Annotated in this window: 17 protein-coding genes; 9 read left to right on the top strand and 8 right to left on the bottom strand. The window is 54.7% G+C overall.

The genetic code is table 11. The features are described 5' to 3' along the window. Nucleotides 1-82: 82 nt before the first annotated feature. Nucleotides 83-736, bottom strand: a complete 654-nt coding sequence (acrR, locus tag F153LOC_RS05990; RefSeq protein ID WP_102104271.1) for a multidrug efflux transporter transcriptional repressor AcrR — start codon at nt 734-736, stop codon at nt 83-85. A 142-nt stretch (nt 737-878) separates the two neighbouring features. Between acrR and acrA the strand changes: the two genes are divergently transcribed. The 6 genes from acrA (at nt 879) to F153LOC_RS06020 (ending at nt 7,725) form a co-directional block, all read left to right on the top strand. After that, nucleotides 879-2,072, top strand: a complete 1,194-nt coding sequence (gene acrA / locus F153LOC_RS05995) for a multidrug efflux RND transporter periplasmic adaptor subunit AcrA (RefSeq protein WP_100777372.1) — start codon at nt 879-881, stop codon at nt 2,070-2,072. Nucleotides 2,073-2,094: 22 nt separating this feature from the next. Next, entirely contained in the window at nt 2,095-5,241 is a 3,147-nt protein-coding gene (gene acrB / locus F153LOC_RS06000) for a multidrug efflux RND transporter permease subunit AcrB (protein WP_100777373.1), read from the top strand. A 511-nt stretch (nt 5,242-5,752) separates the two neighbouring features. Then, nucleotides 5,753-6,127, top strand: a complete 375-nt coding sequence (gene tomB, locus F153LOC_RS06005) for an Hha toxicity modulator TomB (protein WP_100777374.1) — start codon at nt 5,753-5,755, stop codon at nt 6,125-6,127. Between the two features lie 27 nt (nt 6,128-6,154). After that, nucleotides 6,155-6,373: an HHA domain-containing protein gene (locus F153LOC_RS06010; RefSeq protein WP_012016344.1), complete on the top strand. Its 219-nt coding sequence runs from the start codon at nt 6,155-6,157 to the stop codon at nt 6,371-6,373. A gap of 215 nt (nt 6,374-6,588) precedes the next feature. Continuing rightward, complete coding sequence (gene maa / locus F153LOC_RS06015) at nt 6,589-7,140, top strand: maltose O-acetyltransferase (RefSeq protein ID WP_102104272.1); 552 nt, start codon at nt 6,589-6,591, stop codon at nt 7,138-7,140. Nucleotides 7,141-7,257: 117 nt separating this feature from the next. Beyond that, nucleotides 7,258-7,725, top strand: a complete 468-nt coding sequence (locus F153LOC_RS06020) for a YlaC family protein (RefSeq protein ID WP_100777376.1) — start codon at nt 7,258-7,260, stop codon at nt 7,723-7,725. On the opposite strand, the gene F153LOC_RS06025 is transcribed toward F153LOC_RS06020, so the two are convergent. Then, the gene (locus tag F153LOC_RS06025) at nt 7,697-9,154 is read right to left on the bottom strand and encodes a PLP-dependent aminotransferase family protein (RefSeq protein WP_102104273.1); all 1,458 of its coding nucleotides are present in this window, start codon (nt 9,152-9,154) and stop codon (nt 7,697-7,699) included. The genes F153LOC_RS06020 and F153LOC_RS06025 overlap by 29 nt on opposite strands. 100 nt (nt 9,155-9,254) lie before the next feature. Here F153LOC_RS06025 and F153LOC_RS06030 point away from each other — a divergent pair, with 100 nt between their 5' ends. After that, complete coding sequence (locus F153LOC_RS06030) at nt 9,255-9,965, top strand: GNAT family N-acetyltransferase (RefSeq protein WP_102104274.1); 711 nt, start codon at nt 9,255-9,257, stop codon at nt 9,963-9,965. On the opposite strand, the gene ykgO is transcribed toward F153LOC_RS06030, so the two are convergent. The 3 genes from ykgO to F153LOC_RS06045 form a co-directional block, all read right to left on the bottom strand. Next, a complete protein-coding gene (gene ykgO / locus F153LOC_RS06035) occupies nt 9,962-10,102 on the bottom strand; it encodes a type B 50S ribosomal protein L36 (protein WP_005125190.1) in 141 nt (46 codons plus the stop codon). The two genes, F153LOC_RS06030 and ykgO, sit on opposite strands and share 4 nt — an antisense overlap. Before the next feature lie 2 nt (nt 10,103-10,104). Further along, nucleotides 10,105-10,365 carry a type B 50S ribosomal protein L31 gene (locus F153LOC_RS06040; RefSeq protein ID WP_095281030.1) on the bottom strand — a complete coding sequence of 87 codons (261 nt, stop codon included), beginning with the start codon at nt 10,363-10,365 and terminating at the stop codon, nt 10,105-10,107. Between the two features lie 90 nt (nt 10,366-10,455). Continuing rightward, nucleotides 10,456-11,832, bottom strand: coding sequence for a PTS transporter subunit EIIC (locus F153LOC_RS06045; protein WP_102104275.1), 1,377 nt, complete (start codon nt 11,830-11,832; stop codon nt 10,456-10,458). Between the two features lie 278 nt (nt 11,833-12,110). Here F153LOC_RS06045 and F153LOC_RS06050 point away from each other — a divergent pair, with 278 nt between their 5' ends. Then, entirely contained in the window at nt 12,111-13,310 is a 1,200-nt protein-coding gene (locus F153LOC_RS06050) for an enolase C-terminal domain-like protein (RefSeq protein ID WP_102104276.1), read from the top strand. On the opposite strand, the gene F153LOC_RS06055 is transcribed toward F153LOC_RS06050, so the two are convergent. Then, on the bottom strand, nt 13,298-14,017 hold the full coding sequence (locus tag F153LOC_RS06055; RefSeq protein ID WP_100777381.1) for a GntR family transcriptional regulator: 720 nt from the start codon (nt 14,015-14,017) through the stop codon (nt 13,298-13,300). The genes F153LOC_RS06050 and F153LOC_RS06055 overlap by 13 nt on opposite strands. A gap of 94 nt (nt 14,018-14,111) precedes the next feature. Between F153LOC_RS06055 and F153LOC_RS06060 the strand changes: the two genes are divergently transcribed. Continuing rightward, nucleotides 14,112-15,671, top strand: a complete 1,560-nt coding sequence (locus F153LOC_RS06060; protein ID WP_102104277.1) for an EAL domain-containing protein — start codon at nt 14,112-14,114, stop codon at nt 15,669-15,671. Between the two features lie 29 nt (nt 15,672-15,700). On the opposite strand, the gene F153LOC_RS06065 is transcribed toward F153LOC_RS06060, so the two are convergent. Further along, nucleotides 15,701-16,054, bottom strand: a complete 354-nt coding sequence (locus tag F153LOC_RS06065; RefSeq protein WP_102104278.1) for a DUF1428 domain-containing protein — start codon at nt 16,052-16,054, stop codon at nt 15,701-15,703. 62 nt (nt 16,055-16,116) lie between these two features. Further along, nucleotides 16,117-19,203: a beta-galactosidase gene (locus F153LOC_RS06070; RefSeq protein WP_102104279.1), complete on the bottom strand. Its 3,087-nt coding sequence runs from the start codon at nt 19,201-19,203 to the stop codon at nt 16,117-16,119. Between the last annotated feature and the right edge of the window lie 19 nt (nt 19,204-19,222).

A 19,222-nucleotide genomic window follows, 5' to 3' on the forward strand; every position in this document is an offset into this window, starting at 1 on the left:
AATAGTCTGGTGCGAAGGATATCACGGCGGGTGAAAGCAGAATAGCGCGAAGGCAATCCTCCAGGAGAATTCCTGGTGCCGATCAGGCTGGCAGCGCGCCCGGGTCCATCCGCAACGTCGGGCAGAACTGGCACATCTCCAGCAAAATGGCGACGTAGCTGCGTGCTTCTTGTTTCAGGTCAAAGGACTGCGGGGCAAACAGCCAGTTTTCCATCAGCCCGGAGATATAGCTGCGCATCAGGATGGCGGTGCGGCGGGTCAGTAAATTTTCCGGCAGCATATTCGCCTGAATGCATTGATTCAGAGTATATTCGATGCGATCGTAGCTCTCCAGACACAGGCTTCTCTGCGCCTGTTGCACTACGGCCATTTCACCGACAAACTCACATTTATGGAAGATGATTTCCATCATCAGGCGGCGTCTTTCTTCAATGACCGTCGCCTCAAGGACATGGACCAGAATTTCTCTCAGAACTGAGAGTGGATCGTCAGGGAATTTTGCCCGATACTCAGTCTCAAGATCGGTAATACTGGATTCTGATAACTCCCAAATTTCACTGAATAAATCTGACTTATTTTTGAAATGCCAGTAAATCGCTCCCCGTGTGACGCCAGCGGCCTGAGCAATCTGCGCCAGAGAGGTTGAAGAAACCCCCTGCTGCGAAAACAGACGTAATGCCACATCCAGGATGTGTTGACGTGTCTCAAGCGCTTGTTGTTTGGTTTTTCGTGCCATACGTCAATGAATTTACAGGAGTCAGATTTACATACATTTATGAATGTATGTACCATAGCACGACGATAATATAAACGCAGCAATGGGTTTGCGGACTTTTGATCCATTGATCAATTTGAAATCGGACACTCGAGGTTTACATATGAACAAAAACAGAGGGTTAACGCCTCTGGCGATCGTTCTGATGCTCTCAGGCGGCTTAGCGCTTACAGGATGTGATGAGAAACAGGCTCAACAAGGAGCACAGCAGATGCCAGAAGTCGGTGTCGTTACGCTGAAAACTGAACCTCTTCAAATCACCACAGAATTACCAGGCCGTACAAGCGCTTACCGCGTTGCGGAAGTTCGTCCTCAGGTTAGCGGCATTATCCTGAAACGTAACTTCACCGAGGGTAGTGATATCAAAGCGGGTGTTTCTCTGTATCAGATTGATCCGGCAACCTATCAGGCTTCGTACGACAGTGCGAAAGGTGACCTGGCGAAAGCCGAAGCGGCAGCCAAAATTTCTCAGGTGACCCTGAACCGTTATAAAAAGCTGCTCGGCACGCAGTACATCAGCCAACAGGATTACGACACGGCGCTGGCCGATTCTCAACAGGCTAACGCTGCGGTACTCGCTGCAAAAGCCGCTGTTGAAACGGCACGCATTAACCTGGCGTACACCAAAGTGACCTCCCCTATCAGCGGTCGCATTGGTAAATCAGCTGTCACCGAAGGTGCGCTGGTGCAGAACGGTCAGGCCACTGCGTTGGCTACCGTGCAGCAGCTTGATCCGATCTATGTTGATGTTACGCAGTCCAGCAACGATTTCCTGCGTCTGAAACAAGAGCTGGCAAGCGGTGCGCTGAAGCAAGAAAACGGCAAAGCAAAAGTGGAGCTGGTGACCAGCGATGGCATCAAATTCCCACAGGCTGGCGCGCTGGAATTCTCTGACGTGACCGTCGATCAAACCACCGGTTCTATCACCTTACGCGCTATCTTCCCGAACCCTGACCACACGCTGTTGCCAGGTATGTTCGTGCGTGCCCGTCTTGAAGAAGGCACCAACCCAACCGCACTTCTGGTGCCACAGCAGGGCGTAACACGTACGCCACGCGGTGATGCCAGCGCGCTGGTTGTAGGTGCGGATGACAAAGTCGAAACGCGTCAAATCACTGCAACGCAGGCGATTGGCGACAAATGGCTGGTGACGGACGGTTTGAAAGATGGCGATCGCGTGATTGTCACTGGTTTGCAAAAAGTACGTCCTGGCGCGCAGGTGAAAGCGCAGGAAGTCAAATCTGACGATAAACAACAAGCCGCAGCCGGTGGCCAGTCAGAACAAACCAAGTCTTAACTTAAACAGGAGCCGTTAAGACATGCCTAATTTCTTTATCGATCGCCCCATATTTGCGTGGGTGATCGCCATCATCATCATGCTTGCAGGGGGACTGGCGATCCTGAAGCTGCCCGTAGCGCAATATCCAACGATTGCGCCGCCAGCAGTTTCGATCACCGCGACCTATCCTGGGGCTGATGCAAAAACGGTGCAGGACACCGTGACTCAGGTTATCGAACAGAACATGAACGGTATCGATAACCTGATGTACATGTCCTCCAACAGTGACTCAACCGGTACGGTTCAGATCACGCTGACCTTCGAGTCTGGTACGGATGCGGATATCGCGCAGGTTCAGGTGCAGAACAAACTGCAGCTGGCGATGCCGTTACTGCCGCAAGAAGTCCAGCAGCAGGGTGTAAGCGTGGAGAAATCCTCCAGTAGCTTCCTGATGGTTGTCGGCGTTATCAACACCAACGGCACCATGACGCAGGAGGATATTTCCGACTACGTGGGTGCCAACATGAAGGACGCCATCAGTCGTACTTCAGGTGTGGGTGACGTTCAGCTGTTTGGTTCCCAGTACGCGATGCGTATCTGGATGGACCCGAACAAACTGAACAACTTCCAGCTGACCCCTGTCGACGTGATTAGCGCGATTAAAGCGCAGAACGCCCAGGTTGCAGCCGGTCAGTTAGGTGGGACACCGCCGGTGAAAGGGCAGCAACTGAACGCCTCTATCATCGCGCAGACCCGTCTGACCTCCGCCGATGAGTTCAGCAAAATTCTGCTGAAGGTCAATCAGGATGGTTCTCAGGTTCGCCTGCGCGACGTTGCGAAGGTTGAGCTGGGCGGTGAAAACTACGACATCGTGGCGAAGTTTAACGGCCAGCCGGCTTCCGGTCTGGGGATTAAACTGGCGACCGGTGCGAACGCCCTCGATACCGCGACCGCGATCCGTGCTGAACTGGCGAAAATGGAGCCGTTCTTCCCGTCAGGTCTGAAAATCGTTTACCCGTATGACACCACACCGTTCGTTAAAATCTCGATTCACGAAGTGGTGAAAACGCTGGTCGAAGCGATCATCCTGGTGTTCCTGGTTATGTACCTGTTCCTGCAAAACTTCCGCGCGACGCTGATTCCAACCATCGCCGTTCCGGTCGTACTGTTAGGGACCTTTGCAATACTGGCGATATTCGGCTTCTCGATAAACACCCTGACGATGTTCGGGATGGTGCTCGCCATCGGCTTGCTCGTGGATGACGCCATCGTGGTGGTCGAAAACGTCGAGCGTGTGATGGCCGAAGAGGGGCTGCCGCCGAAGGAAGCGACGCGTAAATCCATGGGCCAGATCCAGGGCGCGTTGGTCGGCATCGCGATGGTTCTGTCTGCGGTATTTATCCCGATGGCCTTCTTCGGTGGGTCAACCGGTGCGATTTACCGTCAGTTCTCCATAACCATTGTTTCGGCAATGGCGCTGTCGGTTCTCGTGGCGTTGATTCTGACCCCTGCTCTCTGTGCCACCATGCTGAAACCTGTTCAGAAAGGCGGCCACGGCGAGCATAAAGGCTTCTTCGGCTGGTTTAACCGCATGTTCGATAAGAGCACGCACCATTACACCGACAGCGTAGGCAACATTCTGCGCAGTACCGGTCGTTATCTGCTGCTCTATATCATTATCGTCGTGGGCATGGCATTCCTGTTCGTTCGTCTGCCAAGCTCCTTCCTGCCAGATGAAGACCAGGGCGTGTTCCTGACGATGGCACAGCTTCCGGCGGGTGCCTCGCAAGAACGTACCCAGAAAGTGCTGGATGAAGTGACCAACTACTACCTCACCAAAGAGAAAGCGAACGTTGAATCCGTGTTTGCGGTTAACGGCTTTGGCTTTGCGGGTCGTGGTCAGAACACCGGTATCGCCTTCGTTTCTCTGAAAGACTGGAGCGAGCGTCCGGGCGATGAGAACAAAGTCGAAGCGATCACCGGGCGTGCGATGGGAACCTTCTCGCAGATTAAAGATGCGATGGTATTCGCCTTTAACCTGCCAGCGATCGTCGAACTGGGTACGGCGACCGGCTTCGACTTCCAGCTGATCGACCAGGGCGGTTTGGGTCACGAGAAACTGACTCAGGCTCGTAACCAGCTGTTTGGCGAAGTGGCGAAACACCCTGATCTGTTGGTCGGCGTGCGTCCTAACGGCCTGGAAGATACCCCGCAGTACAAGATCGATATCGACCAGGAAAAAGCACAGGCGCTGGGCGTGTCTATTAGCGACATCAATACCACACTGGGCGCAGCCTGGGGCGGTAGCTACGTCAACGACTTCATCGACCGTGGTCGTGTGAAGAAAGTGTACGTGATGTCTGAAGCGCAGTACCGTATGTTGCCGAACGATATCAACAACTGGTATGTGCGTGGCAGCGAAGGTCAGATGGTTCCGTTCTCCGCCTTCTCTACTTCACGTTGGGAATACGGTTCACCGCGTCTGGAGCGTTACAACGGCTTGCCATCGATGGAAATCCTTGGTCAGGCGGCACCAGGCAGAAGTACCGGTGAAGCGATGAACCTGATGGAAGAACTGGCGGCGAAACTGCCTTCCGGCATCGGCTACGACTGGACGGGGATGTCCTATCAGGAACGTCTGTCCGGTAACCAGGCCCCTGCCCTGTACGCCATCTCGCTGATTGTGGTGTTCTTGTGTCTGGCAGCATTGTACGAGAGCTGGTCGATTCCGTTCTCCGTCATGCTGGTGGTACCACTGGGTGTTATCGGTGCGCTGCTGGCCGCGACATTCCGTGGCCTGACCAACGACGTTTACTTCCAGGTGGGCCTGCTGACAACCATTGGCTTGTCGGCGAAGAACGCGATACTTATCGTCGAATTCGCCAAAGATCTGATGGATAAAGAGGGCAAAGGTCTCGTTGAGGCCACGCTGGAAGCGGTACGTATGCGTCTGCGTCCAATCCTGATGACCTCCCTGGCGTTTATCCTCGGGGTAATGCCGCTGGTTATCAGTACCGGTGCGGGTTCCGGCGCGCAGAACGCCGTGGGTACCGGCGTAATGGGCGGGATGATTACCGCAACCGTACTGGCTATCTTCTTCGTTCCGGTGTTCTTCGTGGTGGTACGCCGCCGCTTTAGCCGCAAGAATGAAGATGTGGAACACAGTCACTCAGTAGATCATCACTGATACCGGTTTCACATGCTAAAAAGGCCGCAAATTGCGGCCTTTTTCTTTATCTGACGAAAATCATAAATTACGCTTATTGTTCGTTTATTTATTTTATGTCACCGCATTGAACTTCTGTTGTTTAAAGTCATCGTTAATCCTTACGGCAATTATTTAATTATTTCGTGTGCCCTAAAGATATTAGGATTATTCCTGGCGGTTTTAGGTAATGAGGAAGATTTGGGATTCCACATTTCAGGTGTAAGTTTTAGCTAACATGATGAATCCTAAGGTAGCCGACAAAATTTCAGCCATGATTTAGATAAAATTGGCACCGTGAATGAAGGAGATTCAGAGACGAACGGCGGCTGACGTTTTAATTGTAATTTTTCGTAATAGCGCGGTGAAATCTTGATCAGCATGGCTTATAGTTAAAGACATCAGGAAACAGCACCCGTTAAGGTAAGCTAGTTGTATCCATCCCGACAGCGTTGCTCGGGTGAGTAAAGAATCACTCAAAAGGGGATGCGCTATGGACGAATACTCGCCAAAAAGGCATGATATCGCGCAGTTGAAATTTCTCTGCGAATCCTTGTACCATGACTGCCTTGCCAATCTTGATGAAAGTAACCATGGCTGGGTTAATGATCCGACCTCCGCAATCAATTTGCAGCTAAATGAACTCATAGAGCATATAGCAACCTTCGCACTTAATTATAAAATTAAGTACAATGAAGATAATAAATTGATTGAGCAAATTGATGAATATCTGGACGACACCTTTATGTTGTTCAGCAGTTACGGCATTAACACACAAGATTTGCAAAAATGGCGTAAATCGGGAAACCGCCTATTCCGTTGTTTCATCAACGCGAGCAGAGCTAACCCGGTCAGTCATTCATGTTAAAATTATTACAATTACTAAGGTGAATTTATGTCTGATAAACCATTAACAAAGACAGATTATTTGATGCGCTTGCGACGCTGCCAGTCACTGGACACCCTGGAGCGTGTTATTGAAAAGAATAAATATGAACTTCCCGATCATGAACTGGCTGTATTTTATTCAGCAGCCGACCACCGCCTTGCAGAGTTAACGATGAATAAACTGTATGACAAAATCCCAGTATCTGTGTGGAAATTTGTCCGTTAATACCTAGTGCTTTGTTTTGAGGTTATATCATTACCTTCTTACGCTGAATTCACCTTTCGATATACGATCCCTGCGTGGCAAACAGACCCATCGTTTCAAACGTGCACGTCGGCAACAATGTTGTGATTATCATCACATCAGCTTAATGGGAACGTTCCCTTTCACGATGAGGTTCTTTACGCTGTAGCGCCAGGACCATTCCCGTGAGGTTTCCCATGAGTGAAGAAAAACAGAAAATGATTGCCGGTGAGCTTTACCGCCCCTCTGATGACACATTGCGGGCAGATCGTCTGCGCGCGCGCCATCTGGTTCATCGTTATAACCATACGGAACCCGATGCTAAAGTTGAGCGTCGGGCAATATTGACGGAGCTTCTCGGCCAGGGAGAAGATGCCTATATCGAGCCAAGCTTTCGCTGCGATTACGGCTATAACATTTACCTCGGTAAATCGTTCTACGCCAACTTCGACTGCGTGATGCTGGATGTCTGCCCTATTCATATCGGTGATAACTGTATGCTGGCGCCAGGCGTGCACATCTACACGGCCACCCATCCCCTGGATGCCACAGAACGCAACAGCGGCGCTGAATTAGGCAAACCGGTGACCATCGGTGATAATGTGTGGATCGGTGGCCGCGCGGTAATAAACCCAGGCGTCACGATTGGCGATAACGTGGTGGTGGCTTCCGGTGCGGTGGTTACCAAAAACGTGCCGAGTAACGTGGTGGTCGGCGGTAACCCGGCGGAGATCATCAAAACGCTTTAAGTCAGAAACGGGTAACTGTTATGGTTTTTATGCCCATAACTGTTACTTCTTTCACCCCCACCGCTCCCCTAAAATAAGCAGATCCCCTGTATTTTGCAAAATTCATGAAGGTTAGAAATGACAGAGATACAGCGCCTGCTTACTGAAACCATCGACGATCTGAATGCCCGCGAAAAGCGCGATAATCGCCCGCGCTTTAGCATTAGCTTTATCCGTAAACACCCTGGCCTGTTCCTGGCGATGTACGCCGCACTGCTGGCGACGCTGGTCGTTATGCTGCTGTCAGAAACGCTGATCGACTCGGTCTGGCTGCTGGTGGTGCTTTTCGTCGTCTTTAACGGCTTTTTCTTTTTCGACGTTAATCCCCGCTATCGCTATGAAGATATCGATGTGCTCGATTTCCGCGTTTGCTATAACGGTGAGTGGTACAACACGCGCTATGTGCCGTCGGAGCTGATCAGCAATATTTTGCATTCGCCAAAGGTTGAAGACGAGCAAAAGGCGAAACTGCAGAAAATGATCTCCACCAAAGGTGAACTGTCGTTCTACGACGTCTTTACCCTCTCTCGCCCTGCCACTGCGTAATCAGGGTCTGCAAGCGCCTGATCCCAGGCGCAAACTGCGACGCTGACGTATTCCCGTATCCCAACACTAGCCCGGTTTGTCCCTGTTTTGTATCAAGGTAGTAACCGCTCAGGGCGGCCGGTGCGAGCTGAAAGGCTCTTGCCTGCTGCACAATCGCTTTATCATCCACACCATCAATAGCAACAGTCAGATGCATACCCCCCTCACCGGCCAGCACCCGATGTGGGATGTGCAGTTCAGCGGCCAGCGCCTCGCGTAGCTGTCGGTAGCGCTTGCGATATAGTCTGCGCATCGCTGCTAGATGGCGCGCGTAGTGCCCCTCTTCGATAAACAACGCCAGGGTGCGCTGTTCGGCGCGATGCCCACCGCGCAGCAGCGAGCCGATGGCCGGGTGCGCAGCGCGGGCTAGCGCCTTCGGGAGTACCATAAATCCGGTACGCAGCGACGGAAAGAGCGTTTTACTGAACGTCCCGAGGTACACCACCGGTGCGTTCTCCTGCATCCCCATCATCGCCGGAACCAGTTCGCCGCTGTAGCGAAACTCGCTGTCGTAATCGTCTTCGATAATCCAGGCATTGTGCTGACGGGCAAACTCCAGCAGCGCCAGCCGCCGGTTAATACTTAACACGCTCCCGTAGGGAAACTGGTGCGACGGCGAGGTGAATATCAGTTTGGGTGAGTGCGCATGGGTTTCCAGACGCATGCCCTCTTCATCGACGGGCAAACCGACCATCGTCAGGCCCGATTTGGCAAACACGCTTTTCGCCCCGGCATAACCCGGATCCTCAATCCAGGCAATATCCCCCGTTTCACTCAACAGCTGGGTACAAAGACTGACGCCTTCCAGCGCCCCTTCGGTGATCACAATCTGGCTGGCATCGCACTGGATGCCGCGCGAGAGCGCAAGATGACGGGCAATCGCCTCACGAAGCGTAAGCTCACCCGCCGGTGAACCGTAGCCCAGCAGCGCACTGCCCTCTTCGCGCAGAACCCGATCGTACAGACGCCGCCACAGAGGCAGCGGGAAATAGTTGATCGCAGGCGTACCGGGGGTAAATGCGGGCACCGGGGTACCACGCGGTGTCGGCGCAGGAAGATTCGCCACCCGGCGCGCAAGGGTGATATCCAGCGCTTGCGATGACTGCCCGGCGTGACAGTGCGCGAGATGCGCCACCCGCGTGCCTTGTCGGTTACGCAGCAGATAACCCTCCAGCGTCAGCTGTTCCAGTGCGCCATTCACCGTATTACGCGAAATCGCTAACTGTTGGGCGATCAGACGGGAGCCGGGTAACCGGCTGTCGGCCTGCAATCTGCCGCTCAGGATCGCCTCACGCAATGCCCGATACAGCGTGCGCTGGAGTGTTTCTGCCCCACGGCGTTGCAGCGCCTGGGTAATGAGTGTGTAAAAGTCGTCGCCTGGAATGTTCATCTCGCCCTCCGTGGTACCACCATAACACACTCATGTGGACCTTTTTACAGGGCCACATTTTTCTTACTCTGAGGCTCTCTTTAAGCCAACGGGAATCAAGATGAATCAATTCAACCAGTTTGGTCAGCCAGTGGGCGATGAACTTATCGACTGGCAGCCGCGACCGCATCCAGAGCGCGTAGAGCTGAACGGACGCTATTGCACCTTAACGCCGCTACGACCGGAACACGCCGCCGCGCTGTTCGCCGCATACCATCTGGCGGAAGATACCCGCAGCTGGACCTGGCTGTTGCGTGAACCGGATGCAAACGTAGAGGCGTTTACCGCGTGGGTCGAGAGCGTCTGCGCGCTGTCCGATCCGATTCACTTCGCGGTCATCGACAATCAGACTCAGGCTCCCGTCGGCACGCTAGCGCTGATGCGCATCGATCCGAAAAACGGCGTGGTGGAGGTAGGGCACGTCCATTTCTCCCCTCTGCTGAGCCGCACGCCGATGTCCACAGAAGCCCAGTATTTACTGATGCGCTACGTGTTTGAGGTGCTGGGCTATCGTCGCGTTGAGTGGAAATGCAACAGCCTCAATGAGCCATCACGGCGCGCGGCGCTGCGCTTAGGATTTCAGTATGAAGGACGTTTTCGTCAGGCGCTGGTGACCAAAGGCCACAACCGCGATACGGACTGGTTTTCAATCATAGATAAAGAGTGGGAGACGCGGGATAGCGCCTTTCAGAACTGGCTTGCCGCCGACAATTTCAGCGCCGACGGCAAGCAGATAAAGTCCCTGGAAAATTGGCGAATGCTGCAGAACTAACGTCTTTTCTTACGTCCCTGCACCGCTTTAAACCGCGGATTCGTTTTGCAGATCACGTACAGGCGGCCTTTGCGTTTAACAATCTGACAGTCCGGATGGCGCTGTTTTGCACTGCGCAGCGAGTTAAGTACCTGCATGATTAACCTCGCTTCGCATTAATGAAACCGCCAAAACGCTGACGGAAACGGGCCGCGCTGCCTTCGGTCGAGAAGGTTTTCTGCTTACCGGTGTAATACGGGTGCGATTTCGATGACACCTCGATGGTGATGTACGGAAACGTCTCGCCGTCGAGTTCGATTTCGCGGTCGGTCTTAATGGTCGAGCCTACTTTAAAATATTCGTTCGCACTGGTGTCATGGAAAACGACGGTGCGGTAGTACGGATGGATATCAGCTTTCATAGTCATCTCGGCGTGTTTCGTTATAACATAACAAAATGGTATCCGAGTCGCGAACAAAAAACAACCCCCGCCGTCGGGCGAGGGTTTAGCTTACTTTTCTTCCGCCTGTTCTTTCCCCACCAGCATGGTCGTCAGGACAAACGACAGCACCAGCGCTATCACCACGCCCGAGAGCGCAAAGATAAAGTAAGGCCCGATATAGGCCGGCAGGCTGAAAATGCTCGACAGAATGTAGCCGTAGAGACGAACGCCAAAGAACGCGATAAACGCTGAGGCCAGAGAGCTGGCGACGGTGGCGGCGATAAACGCTTTTTTGTAGCGCGTCAGTACCCCAAACAGCGCCGGTTCCGTAATCCCGAGCAGAGCGGAAATGGCGGCAGATAAGGTCACGGTGCGCTCCTGGCGATCGCGGCTTATACGCCAGATTGCAAAAGTCGCTCCGGCAATCGCCATGTTAGCCATAAACATCATTGGCATCAGCATGTCGTAGCCACGATCGCTGAAGTTTTGCAGCGCGATAGGCGTCATTGCATGGTGCATGCCGGTGAGGATCGCAACCGGACGAATCGCGCCGACCACCAGCCCGGCAAAACTCGCCGACACCCCAAACAAGCCTTCGATAAACAGCGCCAGTCCTTTACCGAGCCAGATGCCAATCGGCCCGATCACCACCAGCGCGGCCAGTGCGCCGAGGAACAGCGTCAGCGTCGGGGTAAAGACCGTTTTCAGCACGTCGGGCATGATGCTGTCCACCCAGCGGTGGATGTAGCTCAAAGCCAGAATAGAGAAAATTACCGGGATCACGCTGGAGGCATAGTTAAAGACCGACACCGGAATCACGTCCAGCAGCCAGATCGCGCTAACCGCCCCCTCCTGATGCGTGGCCAGCGCTTTCGCCGCTTCGATGAGCGACGGATACATCAGACAGGCCGCAACGGCCGCCGCCAGATATTCATTAGTCTTAAAGATTTTCGCCGCCGAAACGGCAAGGAAAAATGGCAGGAAGTAAAAAACGCCGCTGGCGATGAGATCGATCACCATCACCGTGTCGCTTTTCGCCGAAACAACTTTCAGGGCGATAAGCCCGGCCAGCAGACCTTTGATCATCCCCGCTCCGGCAATCGCCGGTACGATCGGGCCAAACACGCCCGACACCGTGTCCATAAACAGCGACACCAGGCTCTTACGCCCTTTTGTCGCCGCAGGTGTCGCGGTGTCGTTATTGCCCATCACGCTGAGCATTTGCTCGTACCAGCTGTTCACCTTCGGTCCGATAATCACCTGGAACTGATCGCTCTGCAGCTGCGCGCCCAGCACGCCAGGCAGTTTTTTAATCTCGTTTTGATCGACTTTATTATCGTCAATCAGATCAAAGCGTAAGCGCGTCATGCAGTGCCAGACTTTATTTATATTCCCCTGGCCGCCGACCAGACGAATAATATTATTGATGGCTTCTTGCGTCCCCATAAAGACTCCTGCCGGATGTTGTTGTCGTTTTAATGTTGCCATGAGGATAATTAAACCCTCACAACAAAACAAACCAATAAAATTTGATTCCGCTCACACTTAGCCATAACAAAAGCCTAAAAACCCTCATCAATCTAAAATTGGTATGTTTTTTAATTACTTTACCGTTAAATAACTGACCAAAATAAATAGTCAAAAAAACGGTTTACCCGCCAACATTTTTAGGGTGATGATATTCCCCATAACCTATTCCCACAGAGCCCCCAAGGAGTTATTTCGTGACGCCTGTGATGATTAAAAATATTGAATGTTTTATTACCCGCCCGGACCGACATAATCTGGTGACGGTACGTGTCACTACCGACCAGGGGATCACCGGCCACGGCTGCGCCACCTTTCAGCAGCGCCCGCTGGCGGTCAAAACCCTGGTAGATGAGTACCTCAAACCGCTGCTCATTGGTCGCGATGCGAACAATATCGAAGATCTGTGGCAGATGATGAACGTCAACGCCTACTGGCGTAACGGCCCGGTGATGAACAATGCGATATCGGGTGTCGATATGGCGCTGTGGGACATCAAAGGCCAGCTGGCAGGCATGCCGCTCTATCAACTGCTGGGCGGCAAATCCCGCGACGCGATCCCCGCCTACAGCCACGCCAGCGGCGAAACGCTGGAAGAACTGTTCGCTTCTGTGGATTCACTGCTGGCGCAGGGTTACCGGCATATTCGCTGTCAGCTTGGCTTTTATGGCGGCACGCCGTCGGCACTTCACGCCCCGGATAATCCAACGCCTGGCGCCTGGTTCGATCAGCAGGAGTACATGGCGAACACCGTCGAGATGTTCCGCGCGCTGCGGGAAAAATATGGCTGGAAGCTGCACATTTTACACGACGTCCACGAGCGACTGTTCCCGCAGCAGGCCGTTCAACTGTCAAAACTGCTCGAACCGTACCAGCCCTATTTTATTGAAGATATTTTACCGCCGCAGCAGAGCGCCTGGCTTGAACAGGTGCGCCAGCAAAGCTGCGTACCGCTGGCGATGGGGGAATTGTTCAACAACCCGGCAGAATGGCACGACCTGATCGTTAATCGTCGTATCGACTTCATCCGCTGTCACGTATCACAGATCGGCGGGATCACCCCGGCCATCAAACTGGCGCATCTGTGTCAGGCTTTTGGCGTGCGTTTAGCGTGGCACGGGCCGGGCGACATGACCCCTATCGGCGTGGCGGTGAATACCCATCTGAATATTCATCTGCATAATGCGGCGATTCAGGAGTTCATTCCCCGTTCGCAAACCACGGATGCGGTTTTCCCTGGCGCACCGGTGGCAAAAGAGGGATTTGTCTATCCGCCTGTCAACGCCGGAATCGGCGTGGGCTTCAACGAGGAGCAGGCCCTGGCGCATCCGGTTGTCTACCGCCCGCATGAGTGGACGCAGAGCCGCCTGCCCGATGGGGCGATTCATACACCCTGATTTTGCCGCCAGGTTAAGTTGTCGCGGTTGTAGGGAATGACGTAAGTACAGGTGTAGTTGATGTCGATAATATCGCTCACCTCGAACACGCGTCCTCCGTCGAGAATACCGCGATTATTAATATGCATCGCCGGGCTGCCCTTCTTGCAGCCCAGAATCACCGCCTGTTCGCGGCTGACGCTCACCGCGCGATAGGTGGTCAGCATGTGGGAAATGGTGAAACCTTTGCTCAGCACGTACTGCTGAATCGATCGCTCAATCGCCTGCTGGTTAAGGTCGGGAAAATCCGCCACCGGCATGCTGGAGATCTCCAGCTGCACCGGCGCATCATCGACGTAGCGCAGGCGGCAGAAGTGCCAGATAAAACTCTCCTCGTCTAGCCCAAAAATCTGCTGCGCGGCGCGGTCCGGGCGTGTTTTATGCAGGCTGATCATCCGGTAGCGGATCTGATCGAAGCGTTTCTCCGTGATCGAGTTATAGACCAGCGGATTATTGCGCGCCTGCTCGTTGATCCAGATCCCCGAACCCTGCACAATCCGCACCACTCCGATGCTGACCAGCTTTTCCAGCGCCTGGCGAATAGTAAAACGCGACACGCCGTACTCCTCGGCGAGCTGTCTTTCCGGCGACAGCTTACGCGGTCCAGGCGTCGTATCCTGGTAAATTTTGCTCAGCAGATCTTGCGTCACAAACTCTTTTTTTTTCATAAGCCTTACCTGAATGAAATCAAACTCTGCCGCATACTATAAGATTATTATTCAGCGGTAATGTAAATCAGCGGCTCAGAAAGGAAACCCTAGCATGACAACTCGCCAACTGGTCAGTCTGGTGACTGGTGTTCTGATCTTTGCCGTGCTGATCCCCATTTGTCTGAGCGTCTGGATGGCGCACCGCCAGGCAGAAGAGAATTTCGTCGAAGCGCTGGACCGGTACTCCTCACGCGTCTTGCTCCGGGCAGATAAAGTCGTAAGCCAGGGAAAAACCGCTTTAAAACAGCTCCAGCCCCTGCAAAGCCCCCCCTGTAGTCACGAACATCTTCTCGATATGCGCCGCGTGGCGTTCTCCCTGCGTTACGTCCAGGAAGTGATGTACGTCGTCGACCAAAAGCCGATCTGCTCGTCGCTTGAACAGGTCAGCAACTCCGTACCTTTTCCTGCGCCTGTGCGCACCACCGCCGATGGCTATCGCGCCTGGCTGACGACACAAAACGATCTGGACGTTAATCGTTTCATGCTGATGCTGGGAAAAGGCCACTACATGGTGGTGATTGACCCGTCATCCCTGATTGACGTTATTCCCTTTGGTTCCTGGCCGATTGATGCCGCGCTGGTCGGCGAGGACAGTAATCGGGTGTTCGCCAGCAGCAACCCGCTGGACCCGCTGATCTGGAAAAAGCTCCATACGCAGAATCTCACGCGCCTGCAGCATGATGGCTTCATGTATGTGGTCAAAGAGGTACCGGAATTACGCTATGCCGTGGTCGCCTGGGCCTCCCTGAAACCGTTAAAAGCGAGCTGGCACCAGCAGCTGCTTTTCTGGTTCCCGTTTGGTGCGCTCATCAGTTTACTGGCCGCCGCATTTATCCTGCGCATGTTGCGCCGTTTGCAGTCGCCACGCTATCGCCTGTTGGATGCGATCAACGCCCGCGAACTGGTGGTGCATTATCAGCCCATTGTGGCGCTGGATACGGGTAAGATTACCGGCGCAGAAGCCCTGGTCCGCTGGCCGCAGCCGGACGGCAGTATGCTGTCGCCAAACATCTTTATTCCGCTGGCCGAACAGACCGGATTAACCTCCAGGCTTACCCGTCTGGTGTTCGAGAAAGTGTTCGAGGATATGGGCGAATGGCTGCGCCACAATCCGGATCAGCATATTTCGATCAACCTCTCTCCCGCCGATCTGTTTTGCACTGAATTGCCGCCCCTGCTTAGCCGCCTGCTGAACCACTGGCAGATCACACCGCAGCAAATTGCGCTTGAACTGACCGAGCGCGGGTTTGCCGATCCCAAAGTGAGCGCGCCCGCTATTGCCAGCTTCCGACGCTCAGGCCACCCGATTCATATCGACGATTTTGGCACCGGCTACTCCAGCCTCAGCTATCTGCAGGATCTGGACGTGGACATCCTGAAAATTGACAAGTCATTCGTGGACGCACTGGAGTACAAAAACGTCACGCCGCACATTATCGAAATGGCTAAATCGCTGAAGCTGGCGATGGTCGCCGAAGGGATTGAAACAGAAGGACAGCTTGAGTGGCTGCGCCGTCACGGCGTGCAGTACGGGCAGGGCTGGTTGTACAGCAAGGCCTTGCCAAAAATTGAGTTCATACTGTGGGCAGAGAATAACCTCGATCCAGAGTAATGCCCGGCGAGCCTCGCCGGGCGCACGGATTACTCATCCAGCAGCGGCGCAAATCCGCCGTAGATCATCCTTTTACCGTCAAAGGGCATCGACTCGCCGAACTCTTTCATGCGCGGGTCGGCCATCATCTGCTGGTTCGCCTTATCGCGAACCTCTTTTGACGGATATTCAATCCAGCTAAAGACGACCTCTTCGCCCTCTTCCGCTTTCACCGCCATGCGAAAATCGGTGAGCTTTCCATCGGGAACATCGTCAGCCCAGCACTCCACGATCCGTGTCGCGCCAAATTCTTTAAACAGCGGGGCCGCTTTTGCTGCCATCTCGCGATAAGCCTCCTTATTTTCCGCGGGAACAGCGACCACAAAACCATCAACATACTTCATGAGTCAAACCTCCGAAGTGATCATGCGGCCACCTGGTGTGGCCGCCTCTGACGGATTTAAGTTTAGTCCTGTCGCCAGCTAAACGCGTAACGCAGTGAACGGTCTGCGAGGATAAACTCCGGCGAAACGCTTGGGCTCCACGAGTCATCCCCGCCCACGCCCATATGGAATGCGTCGAGAGACAGCCAGCAGCCCGGCTCCTCGATCAGCAGATGATGATGCGTGGTGTCGCGCAGCTGCTGCTGACTGTAGCGGCTGAGCGTAAAGTGGAAATGGCCCTGCAACTGGTGCGCGCCAAATGTCAGCTCGCGGGTATCGCAGCGCAGGCCGTTTTCCGTCGGGAAGATATAGGGCGTGTGCAGCGCCTCCAGCGGCAGCGTCCAGCGCCCCTGTCGCGCCGCCAGTTTTCGGTCCGGGTAGTTCTCATTCGGCCCGAGCCCCAGCCAGCTTGCGGACGCCGACGCCTCTGCCAGCTGGCAGCTCAGGCCAATGCGCGCCGGCTGTGGAATATCACTTGCCACCTGAATCTGCACATCACCTTGCAGCACACCGTTGCTGTCAATGGTCCAGAGTTTCCGGCTCATGAACAGCGTTTTGCCGTTAAACTCCCAGGCATGAAGCGTGGTAATCGCCACCTCTTGCGCACGCTGCTCGCCTTCGCACTGCAACACGCGCGGCGCGAGGTTATACATTCCCGCCGCTTTCCAGCGTTCCACCCAGGCATTCGGATCGATGCGCGTCGCTTCGCTGACGCCAATATCGTTATCCAGCGGCGCGCGGGTAAAGTTGTCGATCAGCGGCAAGCGCAGTGTTTGCGTACCGCGGTTCCACCACTGGACCAGATTTCCGCTGGCGCGATCGAAATGCCAGCATTGATCCAGGTGGCTCACTTCCAGCACTTCATCGTTAACCGTCAGCTGCGGTTTTACCTGTCCGGCAACCGGCACTGACACAGACAACGGCGCAGGCAGCGGGAATTGATCCCAGGCGCAGCGATGGTTGGCGGGCGACCAGCGGGTTGCAGCGGTCTGGAATACGTCGAGATTCAGCCAGACTTCGCCCGGCGCAGCGGCCTGTTCAGGCAAAGCCATTTCAATGCGCTGGGTGCCTTGCGGCGCAACGGACAGCGGCACTTCTCCGCTCGCCACTTCGTCGCCGTCGCGCATGATGCACCAGCGCAGGGATTCGTTATCGCTGTGACGGAACAGATAATCGCTGTGCACGTCCACCACCAGCGGCGAAGTGCTCACCAGCGTGAAAGTGAAAAATTGCTGGGCGCGCTGAGCTTCAAACAGCGCCGGGTGCGGCGTGCGATCCGGGAACACCAGCCCGTTCAGGCAAAACTGACGATCATTCGGCGTATCGCCAAAATCACCGCCGTAGGCCCAGAACGCCTGGCCATTTTCGTCTTTTTTGGTTAACGCCTGATCCACCCAGTCCCAGACGAACCCGCCCTGCAGGCGCGGATGGCTGCGGAATGCCTGCCAGTATTTGGCAAACCCGCCAAAGCTGTTGCCCATCGCGTGGGCGTACTCGCAGAGGATCAGCGGGCGCGTTTCATCCGGCATCCCGATCCACTTTTTAATCGACCATTTTGGCACCGCCGGGAACGGCTGATCCTGATCAACGCGGGCGTACATCGGGCAGACGATATCCGTCGCAGCGGTATTTGCCCCGCCGCCCTCATACTGAACCGGACGCGTCGGATCGGTGGTTTTGATCCAGCGATAGAGCGCATCGTGATTGGCGCCGTGGCCGGACTCATTGCCCAGCGACCAGAGGATGATCGAGGGATGATTGCGATCGCGCTGCACCATGCGCGTGACGCGCTCGCTCATGGCAGGTAGCCAGCGCGGATCGTCCGCCAGACGGCTCATCGGCACCATCCCGTGGGTTTCAATATTCGCTTCGTCCACCACATACAGGCCGTAGCGGTCGCACAGGCGATACCACAGAGGATGGTTAGGGTAGTGCGAGCAGCGCACGGCGTTAAAGTTATGCTGCTTCATCAGCTCGATATCGCGGCGCATGGTCGCTTCGTCCATCACCTGGCCGTTTTCGGGATGGTGCTCGTGGCGGTTCACCCCATGGATCAGCAGCGGCTGACCGTTGACTTTCAGCAGGCCATTGCTGATCTCCACGCGGCGGAAACCGACATCGCAGGCCTCCACTTCCAGCAGATTTCCCTGCCCGTCACGCAGAACGAGCGTCAGACGATAAAGCGCTGGCGTTTCGGCACTCCACAGCGCCGGGCGATCCACCGGCAGAGTGACATGTAAACGCTCAGTCCAGTTACCGCGCTCATCAACAATCGCAGAGCCAGGAGGGGCGGTCGTCGTCGCGACCGGTTCATCATCCTGCCAGAGCGTTAGCACCACTTCGCTGTCGGCCACTGCCTCGCCGCCGAGGGCCACTTCCACCTGCAATTTTGCGCGATCGTAATCCGCATTCAGTTCGGTGACGTAGTGGTAATCGGCAATGTGAGTGGCCGGTTTATGCTGGAGCGACACGTCGCGGAAAATCCCGCTCATCCGCCACATATCCTGGTCTTCCAGATAACTCCCGTCGCACCAGCGCAACACCAGCACCGCCAGGCGGTTACTGCCGGGTTTCAGCAAAGGTGTAAGATCGAACTCCGCCGGCAGGCGGCTGTCCTGGGAATACCCCACCCATTCGCCGTTGCACCAGAGATAAAATGCCGAGTTCACACCGTCAAAAACGATGCGCGTTTGGCCGCTCTTAAGCCACTCTTCATCCACCTCAAATGTGAGCGAGTAACAACCTGTCGGGTTCTCGGCGGGCACAAACGGGGGATTGACGATGATCGGGTAGGTGACGTTGGTGTAGATCGGCGTATCAATGCCCTGCATCTGCCAGTTTGATGGCACCGGCGTGGTGATAGCCTCTGCACACTCTTCGGTTATCCAGTGCTCAGGAACCTGCTCTGGCGCCGTGAAAAAGCGGAACTGCCAGTCGCCGTTCAGTAACCGCTTATGCGAAGGTGGCTGCTCATCGCGAGCCTGCATTTCATCGCGCCAGCTGTGAAACGGCGCGTGGGCATCCAGCCGATGCCATTGAGTGACGCCGGGGTTTTCCCAGTCGCGACGAGCTAAAACAGAATGAAGAGAGTGCGGGGATGCGACAGACATAATGACCTCTTTTACGAAG

The sequence above is a fragment of the Lelliottia sp. F153 genome (genome assembly GCF_002870005.1).
Classification (GTDB): Bacteria; Pseudomonadota; Gammaproteobacteria; order Enterobacterales; family Enterobacteriaceae; genus Enterobacter; species Enterobacter nimipressuralis.